The following is a 12,064-nucleotide window of genomic DNA, read 5'->3' on the forward strand; positions in this document are numbered from 1 at the left end:
CTTCTGCTCCCTCCCCACTTTTTTTCCCAGCGTATCGAGAAGGTTTATATTCCTTATATAGTTGGGGTGCAGGGGTAGAGAAAACCCCGGTCTTTAGGCCGGGGATGAATCGTACCCCGCCTTATGTCATGAATCTTAAATACTTTAACAGCATAAGTGAGTGTAATGCTTAAAGCCTTCAAATATAGGATCTATCCGACAAAAGCACAGCGGTCTAAGATGGAACAGACCTTGGAGCTGTGTAGATGGACCTATAACGAGACTTTAGCATATCGAAAAAACTCTTTCGAACAACAAGGCAAATCCATATCTAAGTATGAGACTCACAACTTGCTTCCAGTGTGGAAGAAAAACAAACCAGAACTAAATGAGGTATTCTCTCAAACCCTCCAGAACGTCCAAGAACGGGTAGATCTGGCCTTTAAAGCGTTCTTCCGAAGGGTCAAAGCAGGAGAGACCCCAGGGTATCCCAGGTTCAAAGGAAAAGGATGGTACGATTCGTTCACCTATCCACAGCTGGGATTCAAACTGTCTTTCGGGAAGCTGCGTCTCTCCAAGATCGGAGATATCAAGATCAAGCTCCACCGACCCATCGAAGGTAAAATCAAGAGGTTAACCGTTCGGAGATCATCGACCGGAAAATGGTTTGCCTGTTTCTCAGTGGAGATCGACGATCCTCCGAAGCCTCCCTGGAAAGATGGGTTGATGGCGGGCATCGATGTGGGGCTGGAGAGTTTCGCTACACTGTCCAACGGAGAGAAGATCGATAACCCACGGTTCTTCAGATCTGAGGAGAAGGCGTTGGCCAAAGCTCAAAGACGACTATCCAAATATGAGAAAGGAACTCCTGAGAGGTGGAAAGCTCTCAAAGTCGTCCAGCGGACCCATGAGCGGATTGCCAACCGCAGATACGATTTTGCTCATCAAGTCAGTCATAACCTGGTCGAAAGGTTTGGGCTGATTGCTTTCGAGGATCTGAGTATCACGAACATGCTTAAGAACCACTGCCTGGCTAAAGGCATATCAGACGCTGCCTGGAGGATGCTAGTAATAACCACATCGTACAAGGCTGAGAGCGCCGGTTCGAAAGTGGTTCTAGTAGATCCTAGGAACACAAGTCAGCTATGTTCCAGGTGCGGTCTTAAAGTCAACAAGTCGCTATCGGATCGGGTCCATGAATGTCCTCAATGTGGGCTGGTCATGGACCGTGACGAGAATGCGGCGATAAACATTTTGAGACTGGGGCTACAGTCTCTGCCAAAAGCTAGAAGCTCCGCCCTTCAGGGCGGGGAGTAGTCACACAGAAGAGCTATAGATCTATGGTGGAATATGAAGCTTCCATGTGAATCCGCCGTATGGGACACCCTTCCGAACATAAGGGCCGCCTTCGCCAAAGAGCTGGTGGACCGGGGGCTGTCGCAGAGAGAGGTCTCGCGGCTATTGAAGATCAGCCCCCCCGCCGTCTCCCAGTACGTCACAAAGAAGAGGGGGTACAGCATAGTCTTCAGCGAAGAGGTGAGCCTGGCAATCCGAAGGCTGGCGGATGAGATCATCCTGAATGAGGAGGTTGACCCCTCCGATAAGATCTGCGAGATCTGCAGGATGATCAGGGAGGGGGAAGAGGCTGGGGCCCGGGATGGATGTGAAGGCTGCAGGTGAGATGACCCGGCATGATCTGGGTGAGGGGATCGATAAGCTGGATAGGCTGAAGGATATCCTCCGGGCGGATTATAGGATTTTGATAGCCTTCTCCGGCGGCCTCGACAGCTCCTTCCTCGCCGCCGTGGCCGCCGGGGTCCTCGGCGAGGGGGTCCTCCTAGTAACCCTCGACTCGGCGGCGATCCCCCGGAGCGAGCTGCTGGAGGCGGTGGAGATCGCCCGGTCCTTGGGCCTCCGCCATCGGGTCGTCCCCTTCGAGATCCTGGAGGCCGAGGGGGTGGCCGATAACCCCCCCCACCGATGCGCCCTCTGCAAGAGGGCCGCCTCCAGGCTCCTCAAGAGGATCGCCGCCGAGGCGGGGATAACGAGGGTCGCCGACGGGGTGAACCTCTCAGACTACGGTGAGTACAGGCCGGGGATCGGGGCCTCCGACGAGGAGGGGCTGATCCACCCCCTCGCCGAGGCGGGGATGACGAAGTCGGATATCAGGCTTTTGGCGAAGGAGATGGGCCTCCCCTTCTCGGATAAGCCGGCGACGGCGTGCCTCGCCACCCGGGTCCCCTACGGCGAGGCGATCACCCCCGAGAAGCTCCGGATGGCGGAGGAGGCCGAAGATCTCATCCGGGGGCTGGGGATCTCCGGGGCGAGGGTGAGGGTCCACGGCCCCATGGCGAGGATAGAGGTCCCTTCCGCCGACCTGGAGAGGGCCCTCTCCCGGAGGATAGAGATCGCCGGAGGGCTGAAGAAGATCGGCTTCTCCTACGTCGCCCTGGACCTGGAGGGGTACAGGCCGGGGAGGATGGACGAGGCGCTGGGTCGCGCCCCCAGCCTCAGATCCCCAGGGTCAGCCTGATGGTGTTTCTCACCGCCGGGGCGAGCCCCAGGGTCAGGAGGGCGAAGAGGGTCAGGTTCTTCAGGGACGGATCGTCCCGGAGGGCTCCATCGACGACTGCGAGGACGGGGATGAGGATGAGGAGCTTGAGGGGGAACATCACCAGGGCGGTCCCGGCGGCCTCGATCAAGAGGCTGGGGACGACGTGCTTCTCGACGTAGCCGAACCAGTCCACCCCGACGTAGGTGGAGGCGGCGTCGAACATGTGGGCGAAGAGGATGAGGAGGCTTTGCCCTCCCGATATGGGGGAGGAGATCAGCCTCGACCCCGCCGCCACCAAGGCCGTCGCCGCCACCCCGAGGGCTAGGATCGCGATGGGGATCGTGCTCCTCTCCACCCCCAGGGGGGCGAGGAGGGCGAGGTTTCCTGCGGTCCAGAGGAGGCCGACGGCGGCGTACCCCAAAAGCCATCGATCCCCCAGGGCCTGCCGGCAGAGGAGGAGGGCCGTCATCGTCCCCGCGGCGGCGAGGAAGTATATCAGAGGGGTTATCAGCAGGTACTTTAGGGGGGCTGCCACCAGCTCCGCATCCTCGACGACCCGGAGGCTCGCCCCCGCCAGGACGTAGGGGGCGGTGGCGAGGAAGAACCGCTCGTCGAAGGAGACCTCCAGCCGCCGGAGGAGCCTGAGGATGAGAAGGATCATCCCCCCCAGGATTAGGGCCCAGGTGACGGTGTTGACGGGGTTGTATCCGGCGTCGTAGAGGATGGGCTCGACGTAGTGGTGGTATATCCAGGGGTGCAAGGGTCCCAGCTCCTGCCGAAGGCCTCAGACCGCAGGTTGAGGGAGAATGGTGGCGGCATGGTATATTAGCGGATCGTTCCCGGGTAGGACGACAGGAGGCCGAAGCCCGTCTGGGTAGAGCCGGTGAGGGAGCAAGAGGTCAGACCAACCACCCCTGCCACGACTTTTCTCCATCGGGGGCGGTAAGGGCGCGGAAGATTTATATAGTGATGGTGGCGAAGAGAACTCGTCCGTTTTCTGATTTTAATTCGAGGTATTTAGATGGTCGAGGTGTTCAAAGGCACAACTACGGTGGGAATCGTCTGCAAAGATGGGGTAGTCCTAGCTTCGGAGAGCCGGGCCACCATGGGCCACTTCATCGCCAGCACCACAGCTCAGAAGATATACCAGATCGCCGACCGCGTCGGCCTCACCACCGCAGGAGTGGTCGGCGACGCCCAGTCCCTCGTCAGGATGATCCAGGTGGAGTCGAAGCTCTACAACATGCAGAGGGGCGAGCCGATGACGGTCCGGGGGACGACATCCCTTTTATCCAACGTCCTCGCCTCGAGGCGGTACTTCCCCTTCATGGTCCAGCTCCTCCTCGGCGGGGTGGACAAGAAGGGGCCCCAGCTCTTCTCCCTGGACGCCCTCGGAGGCTCGATCCAGGAGCAGAAGGTGGTGGCCACAGGATCCGGCTCCCCCACCGCCTACGGCGTCCTGGAGGCGCTCTACGACCCCGAGATGACCGTCGAGGAGGGTATGAAGCTGGGGGTCCGCGCCATCCACAACGCCATGAAGAGGGATTCCGCCTCCGGCGACGTCATTCAGGCGGTCAAGATCACCGCCGGGGGGTACGAGGTGGCAGATGAGTCCGAGGTGGAGAAGATCCGGCGGTCGCTCTGAAAAATAAACTTTTTTTGGATGGGTTTAATTGTCTGTTGAGGAAGTGCTCCTTGAGCTGAAGCGGCGGGTGCAGACCAAACTGCCTCCGAACATAAACGTCACCGGCATAGAATTCGAGGGCCCCGAGCTGGTAATATACACCGACGACCCGAGAAGGCTGGCAGACGATGGTGAGATAGTCCGATCCCTGGCGAAAGACCTGAGGAAGAGGGTGGTGGTGAGGCCTGACCTGAAGGTCCTGGCCGACCCCGAGGGAGCGGTGAAGAAGATCCAGCAGGTCGTCCCCCCTGAGGCGGGGCTGACCAACTACTACTTCGACGGCGAGACCGGAGAGGTGGTGATCGAGGCGGAGAAGCCGGGGCTGGTGATCGGACGGCACGGTGCCACCCTGCGGGAGATCACAAAGCTGATCGGCTGGACCCCCAAGGTGGTGAGGACCCCCCCGGTCCGATCCAGCACCATCGCCAACACCAAAGAGTACCTCCGGTCCGTCCAGTCCGAGCGGAAGGAGATCCTCAAGACGATCGGCCGGAGGATCCACCGGGACGTCGCCTCGAAGGACCAGTGGGTGAGGATAACCACCCTGGGCGGGTGCCGGGAGGTCGGCAGGAGCTGCATGCTCCTCTCGACCCCCGAGTCGAAGATCATCGTCGACTGCGGCGTCAACGTCGGCTCCGACGACAGCGCGACCCCTTACCTCTACGTCCCCGAGGCCTACCCCTTAAACCAGATCGACGCCGTCGTCCTCACCCACGCCCACCTGGACCATGCCGGCCTCGTCCCGATGCTCTACAAGTACGGGTACGAGGGGCCGATCTACTGCACCCCCCCCACCCGGGACCTCTTCGTCCTCCTCCAGCTCGACTACATCGACATCGCCGGGCGGGAGGGGAAGAGGATGCCCTACGAGTCGGCGATGATCCGGGAGGCGCTGAAGCACACCATCACCCTGAACTACGGCGACGTCACCGACATCGCCCCCGATACGAAGCTGACGATGCACAACGCCGGCCACATCCTCGGCTCTTCCATCTGCCACTTCCACGTGGGGGACGGCCTCTACAACGTAGCCTTCACCGGGGACTTCAAGTTCGAGAAGACGAGGCTCTTCGACCCCGCCGTCCACACCTTCCCGAGGCTGGAGACCCTGGTGATGGAGGCGACGTATGGCGGGTCGAACAGCACCCAGCCCTCCCGAAAGGAGGCAGAGGGGCGGCTCCTGAAGGTCGTCCGGGATACCATAAAGCGGGGCGGAAAGGTGATCATCCCCGCCTTCGCCGTCGGCAGAAGCCAGGAGGTGATGATCGCCCTGGAGGAGGCGATCCGGAAGAAGTCCCTGGAGGAGATCAGCGTCTACCTCGACGGGATGATCTACGAGGCGACAGCGATCCACACCACCTACCCCGAGTACCTGAACAACGAGCTCCGGGACCTGATCTTCCACAAGGGTATCAACCCCTTCCTATCGGAGTGCTTCGTCCAGGTGGAGACCTCAAGCCAGAGATCGAAGATCGTGGATGGGGACCCCTGCGTCGTCCTGGCGACGAGCGGGATGATGAACGGCGGCCCGATCCTGGAGTACCTGAAGGCCCTCGGCCCCGACGAGCGGAACACCCTGGTGATCGTCGGCTACCAGGCGGAGGGGACCCTCGGCCGCCGGATCCAGAAGGGGTGGAACGAGATCCCCCTCTCCGCCGAGGGGAAGACCCAGACGGTCAAGATCAACCTGGAGGTGGTCACCGTCGACGGATTCTCCGGCCACTCGGACCGAAACCAGCTGATGGACTACGTCCGGAGGGTCTACCCCAAGCCCTCCAGGGTGATCACAAACCACGGCGATGAGAGCAACTGCCTCGACCTCGCGAGCTCCATCTACAAGAAGCACAGGATCCCGACGATGGCGCCGATGAACCTGGAGACGGTGAGGCTCGTCTGATCCGGCCTCGAAGGGGGACGGACCGTCCCCTCCGCCCTTTTTTGCCGAATCCAGCATTTTGGGCGGGGGTTATCAATAAGATTTATCAAATTTGAGCGCCAATGGAGGCGCGAGGTTTTGTGCGATGGGAAAGAGAACTCGGATCATCAATGATCCCTCAGATCTGGTTCCTCTGCTCCTGGCTTTCGGTTCAGAAGTTCACAAACGGGTCTTCGAAGAGCTCTGCGAGGAATGGAGGACGGAGGTGGAACTCGCCGAGATCATGAGCGACGAAAGGGGGGTTCACAGGAGCCTGGAGCTTCTGAAGAAGAGCGGCCTTGTGGAGACGAAGTGGAAGATGCCGAAGCCCGGCGAGAGCCCAGAGAAGGAGTACCATTCGAGCTACTCTCGGGTCCAGGCCAACTTCGTATGCCCCCTGGAGGATCTGAGCGAGCTGATCTATCTCACCTCGATGTCAGATGATGAGCTCCGGGAGAAGACCGAGAGGATCCAGCGACTCGTCGCCAACGGCAACACCTCCCTAACCAACCTCTCTCGAGAGCTGAATCTCAGCCAGGCCTTCATAAGAGGGGCTGCCAAAAGGGCGGAGGGGCTGGCCGTCAGGGGTCAGAGGATCGAGCTCTCCAAGGAAGAGGGTTGAAGAATGGTAGACGTTCTACAGAGCAAGAGGGACAGCTCGCGGTTTCAGATCCTGGTGGAGATCGCCGCAAACCAGCCGAACGTCCGGCAGAAGGAGGTGGCGGAGAGGCTCGGGGTCACCCCCCAGGCGATCTCCGAGTACATCAAGGACCTGGTAGCCGACGGCCTCGTGATATCCGACGGGAGGATGAGGTACCGGATCACGAAGGAGGGGGTGGAGATGCTCCTGGAGAGCGCCGCCGAGCTGAAGCGGTATGCTAGGTACGTCATGGAGGAGATCATCAGCCACGTCTCGGTCTGGGGGGCGATCGCCGACGTCGACCTCGCGGAGGGGGAGACCGTCTCCCTGGAGATGAGGGGCGGCCTCCTCTACGCCGGCCGGAAGGAGGGGGTGGAGGCGAGCGGGGTCACCATCGCCGAGGCCCGGGCCGGGGAGGACGTGGGGGTCTCAAACCTCAGGGGGCTGATCAGCCTCAAAGAGGGGAAGGTCACCGTCTGCAAGGTCCCCCGGGTCCAGATGGGCGGCTCCCGGAACGTCGACCTCGAGGCCCTCGCCAGGATCGCCCGGGACGGAGAGATGGTGGGTGCCCTGGGGATAGAGTCCCTCGTCGCCCTCAGGAAGGTCGGGCGGGAGCCGGACGTCTTCTTCGGGGCGAAGGAGTCGGCGGTGGAGTCGGCCTTCCACGGGGTATCCTCGGTGATCGTCTGCGTCGACGAGCAGGTTCCAAACCTCATGGGGAGGCTCGAGGGCGAGGGGCTGAAGTACGAGCTCGTCGACCTCACCGTGGGCTGATCGGGTCGAGATGCCGATCGCCGTTCTGGCCAGGGCCGAGAAGGGCCGGGTCCTCATCCTCCCCCTCCGGGGAGGGGTGACCCTCTTCGAGGGGCATCTCCGCCTCCAGGATACGCCGAAGGGCCCCCGCCCCAAGAAGTTCCTCATAAACAAGGACGGGGACGAGAGGTACCTCCAGCCCGACGACCTGGTGAGGCTCCTCCGGAAGGCGGGGGCGATCTACGTCGCCCGGGGGGACCCCTCCCTGGAGGCGAAGTTCCTCGAGTTTCTCGACGGCTATCAGATCCCCCACCGGAAGGTCTCGATCTGCCACCACTGCCTCTCGGAGAAGAGGAGCTTCACCCCCCTGGACGGAAAGGCCGTCCGGCACAAGGGCGGCCTGATCTGCGAGCGGTGCGCCCTGGAGGAGCTCCAGAGGGAGGCGGATTTCCGGCACCTCGGCCGGGCGGCGAAGGTCCACATGGCGAGGCTCCTCCTCAGGAGGAGGGACCTCGACGAGGTCCTCGGCCTCCTGGCCCTCGATAGGCTCGAGGCCGATCTTACTAAGTTCGACGAGATCCCGGCCGAGAGGGAGGAGAACCCGATGGCCGTCGAGGCCCTCGACCTCCCTCCCGAGCTGAAGAGCTTTCTTTTGGGGAGGACGAAGTCCCTCCTCCCGGTTCAGGCGAAGGCGATCCGGATGGGGCTTTTGGAGGGGAAAAACCTCCTGGTAGTCTCCGCCACCGCCACCGGGAAGAGCCTCGTGGGGGAGATGGCGGGGATAAAAAACTTCCTGGAAGGGAGGGGGAAGCTCCTCTTCCTCGTCCCCCTCGTCGCCCTCGCAAACCAGAAGTACGACCAGCTATCCCTCTACCGGGACCTGGGGGCGAGGGCCGCCATCCGGGTCGGGGTCTCCAGGATAAAGCTCGGCAAGGCGAAGAGGATGAACCAGGACCTCAACTCGGAGATCATCGTCGGGACCTACGAGGGGATCGACCAGCTCCTCCGGACCGGCAGGGGCCTGGGGAGGGTGGGGACCGTCGTCATCGACGAGGTCCACATGCTGGAGGAGAAGGAACGTGGCCACCGCCTCTCGGGGCTGATCGCAAGGCTCCGGTTCTCTTACCCCGCCGCCCAGTTCATCTACCTCTCGGCGACCGTCGGAAACCCCGCCGCCCTGGCCGCCCAGCTCGGCTCCGACCTCGTAGACTACCAGGTGAGGCCGGTGGCCCTCGAGCGCCACCTGATCTTCGCAGAGTTCCGGGAGAAGAGGGGGCTGTTGAGGAGGCTGGTCCGGGAGGCGGCCTCCAAGACCTCCTCCACGGGGTACCGGGGCCAGACGATAATCTTCACCAACTCGCGGAAGAACTGCAACAGCCTGGCGTTGGCGATACCCAACTCCGCCGCCTACCACGCCGGGATGCAGTACGACCAGCGGAGGAAGGTGGAGGCCCTCTTCGCCGAAGGGAAGGTCGACGCCGTGGTGACGACGGCGGCCCTGGCCGCCGGGGTCGACTTTCCCGCCTCCCAGGTGATCTTCGACTCCCTGGCCATGGGGATCGAGTGGCTCAGTGTCCACGAGTTCAACCAGATGCTGGGAAGGGCCGGAAGGCCCGGCTACCACGACCGGGGGATCGTCTACCTCCTCCCCGAGCCGGGCAAGAAGTACCAGGGGGGGAAGGGCGAGGCGGAGGACGAGGTGGCCCTCCGCCTCCTCCGGGGGGCGATGGAGGACGTCCTCCCCGAGTACGGGGAGGAGGAGCAGCTGGAGGAGGTCCTGGCCAACGCCGGGGTGGCGAAGAGCCGGGAGGAGCTGGTCCGGCTCCACCGGCTGACGATCGGCCTCGACGACCTGGGGTCGAGCCTCGCCGCCCTGGAGGAGGCGGACCTCCTCCGGGGGATCTCCCCCACCCGGATCGGGAGGGCTGCCTCCGCCCACTTCCTCACCCCAGAGGAGGTGGTGGTCATAAGGAAGGGGCTCGCCGAAGGGAAGGGGGCCCTGGATATAGCCGTCGACCTGGAGAGGTTCGATGACCTCTACCTCAAGGCCGCCGAGAGGATCTCGGCGACCCTGAGGATGCAGGTCTCCTCGAGGGCGCTCCACGGCTCGGTGATGGACCTCCTCAGCAGCGAAGACCTCACCAAGCTCGACCCGAAGCTGAGGGAGGAGCTCTTGAGCTTCGCCAAAGATTTCACCCGCTGCGGCTGCCGGGACTCCCCCTACTGCGGCTGCCCCGAGAGGGGGGCGTCCCTCAAGATCCTGGAGCTCCGGGCCGAGGGGATGAGCCCGAGCCGGATCATCCAGGAGTTCACCGACTCTTACGGGATCTACGCCTACACCGGCGACCTGATAAACTATCTGGATGCGATCGTCCGCCGGCTGGAGGCGATCGAGGAGATGGCCCGGGTCCTGGGGAAGAAGGAGACGGCGGCGGAGGCGAGGCGCCTCCGGGTGAGGGTCGAGGGGTGAGAGGAAGATCTCATCCCCGGCGCCGATGGCGCCCATCGCCGCGACCGGCTCTGAGGGGGCGATTATTTTATAAAGTTAACAATATATTATAGTATTACATAATGAATTAATATGTTCTGATGAGCCATATAAAGTAAAGTAAATAATCAAAAAAACAGAAAAGTATAACTAATACCTGCGCCCATCTTGTTTTGATAGATCTGGAGGATCCTCAGAGATCTTCAAGATCTTATCGGAACAAAATGGAGCTGACTGAGTAGAAATAATGGAGATTCATTATAGCATGAGAAGGGCGTATCTCCATCTCTATTCTGATATCGGCCATCCCGAAGATAGAAGAAGGAGTTGAAATAAGATGTCTTTAGAGGAGTTGAAGACGATAAGGGAGGAGATCAGCAAAAAGCTGTATCCGTGGTCAGCAGGAAAGACGTCCATCAGCGAGCTTTCTGACGACAAGAGGAAGGCGTACCTCGGCCTCGCGACGGACGAGAAAGATATGGCGATGATGGCCACGGCCCGGGTCGAGGAAGATGCCCTGATGGCTAGCGAAGGCCTCCGGTTCGCCTATCTCACCAGCTGGAACTGGAGGAACGTCGGCGGGGTCGACTGGACGACCCCGGTGAAGGATCAGAAGGGGTGCGGCTCGTGCGTCTCCTTCGCCACGTCCGCCGTCGTCGAGGCGAACCTGGAGATATTCAGGCGTAACCCTTACCTGAACCCGAACCTATCGGAGGCGGACCTCTTCTTCTGCGGCTGCGGCAAATGCTGCGCCAGCGGCTGGAACTTCCCTCCGGCCCTCGACTACGCCAAGAGCAAGGGGATCCCCGACGACGCCTGCTACCCCTACACCGATAAGGACCAGCCCTGCAAGCCCTGCGCCGACAGGGCGAAGAGGATCATAAAGATCCAGGGATGGAGATCCTTGAGCACCGCGTCCCAGGCGAAGGAGTGGATATGCAGACACGGCCCGGTGATCACGGGGATGGCGGTCTACACCGACTTCTTCAGCTACAGGGGCGGAGTATACAGACACGCCAGCGGCCGCCTGGAAGGGTATCACGCCATAGCCGTCGTCGGCTACAGCGAGACCGAGCAGTGCTGGATATGCAAGAACAGCTGGGGAACCGGCTGGGGAGAGGGGGGCTGGTTCAGGATAAGGTACGGTGAATGCGGGATCGGCAGCACCTTCCCCTTCTACACCGTCGAGTTTCCGGCCCTCAACGACGACGTGATCATGCCGAAGACCGGGAAGGTGGTGGCCAAGCTCAAGAGCAAATCCGCTGCCTTTGAGAACGAGTTCAGGCTCTACTCTCCGACGAACAAGCTGATATTCAAGGCGGCCGACTCTCAGGTGGGCAAGACCTTCGACGTGGGCACCTTCAGCGCAGGCCAGAAGCTGATCTTCGCCCTCAAGACCCCTGACGGGAACACCTACTACACCACCCACGCCTGGAACAAGGACGCCTGCGACCACGTCATCAAGGTGCAGACCGGCAACTACAAGTGGGAGCTGAGGTGGGAGGACCTCTACGGCCTCGGAGACCAGGACTACAACGACGTCGTGGCAGAGATCGAGATCAAGTGAGGAACGAGGGGGGGGGCTTATATCCCTCCCTTCAACATTTATTGGATTGTGGCAGGAGGGAGGCGCTGATGAACCATGCCGAGGTGAAGGTTAAGGTGGCGGAGGAGTTCGAGATATCCCTGGAATCGGTCCCGACCACGGGATACGTCTGGGAGGCGAAGTTCGACGGGGAGATGATGAGGCTGAAGGATAGGAGCTTTCTTGCGAGCCAGCCCGGGGCGATCGGCGGAGGCGGCAACGAGATATTCACCTTCGTCCCCCTCCAGACCGGCGAGACGGAGGTCGCCATGATCCGAAAACGGTCCTGGGAGAGGGAGGCGGCAGAGGAGCGGACCTACAGAATAAAAATAATCTGACCCCTGAAGAGGACCGGGGGATGGTCCGAGGCTGGAGGCCTCTTCCCGAAGGCCCGATCCCCTGCCATCCCGACCCCTCCGATGATCGTCCCCTGGCGGAGGGACCTTTTTTATTTCTTCCCGCTCCA

Annotated in this window: 11 protein-coding genes; 10 read left to right on the top strand and 1 reads right to left on the bottom strand. The window is 61.4% G+C overall.

Going from position 1 to position 12,064, the window contains the following annotated elements; genetic code table 11:
• Window positions 1-165 precede the first annotated feature (165 nt).
• From MHAR_RS11325 to larE, 3 genes are read left to right on the top strand one after another with little or no spacing between them, the layout of a single operon-like run.
• Window positions 166-1,296, top strand: a complete 1,131-nt coding sequence (locus tag MHAR_RS11325; protein ID WP_014587753.1) for an RNA-guided endonuclease InsQ/TnpB family protein — start codon at window positions 166-168, stop codon at window positions 1,294-1,296.
• A gap of 33 nt (window positions 1,297-1,329) precedes the next feature.
• Window positions 1,330-1,659: a transcriptional regulator gene (locus tag MHAR_RS11330; RefSeq protein WP_014587754.1), complete on the top strand. Its 330-nt coding sequence runs from the start codon at window positions 1,330-1,332 to the stop codon at window positions 1,657-1,659.
• A gap of 1 nt (window position 1,660) precedes the next feature.
• The gene (gene larE / locus MHAR_RS11335; protein ID WP_143763412.1) at window positions 1,661-2,512 is read left to right on the top strand and encodes an ATP-dependent sacrificial sulfur transferase LarE; all 852 of its coding nucleotides are present in this window, start codon (window positions 1,661-1,663) and stop codon (window positions 2,510-2,512) included.
• Here larE and MHAR_RS11340 read toward each other — a convergent pair.
• Complete coding sequence (locus tag MHAR_RS11340; RefSeq protein WP_014587756.1) at window positions 2,490-3,293, bottom strand: DUF63 family protein; 804 nt, start codon at window positions 3,291-3,293, stop codon at window positions 2,490-2,492. The genes larE and MHAR_RS11340 overlap by 23 nt on opposite strands.
• 261 nt (window positions 3,294-3,554) lie before the next feature.
• Here MHAR_RS11340 and psmB point away from each other — a divergent pair, with 261 nt between their 5' ends.
• The 7 genes from psmB (at window position 3,555) to MHAR_RS11375 (ending at window position 11,936) form a co-directional block, all read left to right on the top strand.
• Complete coding sequence (psmB, locus tag MHAR_RS11345) at window positions 3,555-4,178, top strand: archaeal proteasome endopeptidase complex subunit beta (RefSeq protein ID WP_048144663.1); 624 nt, start codon at window positions 3,555-3,557, stop codon at window positions 4,176-4,178.
• Between the two features lie 28 nt (window positions 4,179-4,206).
• Complete coding sequence (locus MHAR_RS11350) at window positions 4,207-6,114, top strand: beta-CASP ribonuclease aCPSF1 (protein ID WP_014587758.1); 1,908 nt, start codon at window positions 4,207-4,209, stop codon at window positions 6,112-6,114.
• A gap of 124 nt (window positions 6,115-6,238) precedes the next feature.
• A complete protein-coding gene (locus MHAR_RS11355; RefSeq protein ID WP_014587759.1) occupies window positions 6,239-6,754 on the top strand; it encodes an ArsR family transcriptional regulator in 516 nt (171 codons plus the stop codon).
• Window positions 6,755-6,757: 3 nt separating this feature from the next.
• Entirely contained in the window at window positions 6,758-7,546 is a 789-nt protein-coding gene (locus MHAR_RS11360) for a DUF7839 domain-containing protein (RefSeq protein WP_014587760.1), read from the top strand.
• Between the two features lie 10 nt (window positions 7,547-7,556).
• Window positions 7,557-9,995: a DUF5814 domain-containing protein gene (locus MHAR_RS11365; protein ID WP_014587761.1), complete on the top strand. Its 2,439-nt coding sequence runs from the start codon at window positions 7,557-7,559 to the stop codon at window positions 9,993-9,995.
• 370 nt (window positions 9,996-10,365) lie between these two features.
• Complete coding sequence (locus MHAR_RS11370; RefSeq protein ID WP_052301034.1) at window positions 10,366-11,580, top strand: C1 family peptidase; 1,215 nt, start codon at window positions 10,366-10,368, stop codon at window positions 11,578-11,580.
• Window positions 11,581-11,648: 68 nt separating this feature from the next.
• Window positions 11,649-11,936, top strand: coding sequence for a protease inhibitor I42 family protein (locus MHAR_RS11375; protein ID WP_048144664.1), 288 nt, complete (start codon window positions 11,649-11,651; stop codon window positions 11,934-11,936).
• Window positions 11,937-12,064: the final 128 nt, after the last annotated feature.

The sequence above is a fragment of the Methanothrix harundinacea 6Ac genome, from assembly GCF_000235565.1.
Classification (GTDB): Archaea; Halobacteriota; Methanosarcinia; order Methanotrichales; family Methanotrichaceae; genus Methanocrinis; species Methanocrinis harundinaceus.

Bases quoted from the DNA above. Each gene is read 5' to 3' on its own strand.
- MHAR_RS11325 (WP_014587753.1), top strand. From the start codon at position 166: ATGCTTAAAGCCTTCAAATATAGGATCTATCCGACAAAAGCACAGCGG.
- MHAR_RS11330 (WP_014587754.1), top strand. From the start codon at position 1,330: ATGAAGCTTCCATGTGAATCCGCCGTATGGGACACCCTTCCGAACATA.
- larE (WP_143763412.1), top strand. From the start codon at position 1,661: ATGACCCGGCATGATCTGGGTGAGGGGATCGATAAGCTGGATAGGCTG.
- psmB (WP_048144663.1), top strand. From the start codon at position 3,555: ATGGTCGAGGTGTTCAAAGGCACAACTACGGTGGGAATCGTCTGCAAA.
- MHAR_RS11355 (WP_014587759.1), top strand. From the start codon at position 6,239: ATGGGAAAGAGAACTCGGATCATCAATGATCCCTCAGATCTGGTTCCT.
- MHAR_RS11360 (WP_014587760.1), top strand. From the start codon at position 6,758: ATGGTAGACGTTCTACAGAGCAAGAGGGACAGCTCGCGGTTTCAGATC.
- MHAR_RS11365 (WP_014587761.1), top strand. From the start codon at position 7,557: ATGCCGATCGCCGTTCTGGCCAGGGCCGAGAAGGGCCGGGTCCTCATC.
- MHAR_RS11375 (WP_048144664.1), top strand. From the start codon at position 11,649: ATGAACCATGCCGAGGTGAAGGTTAAGGTGGCGGAGGAGTTCGAGATA.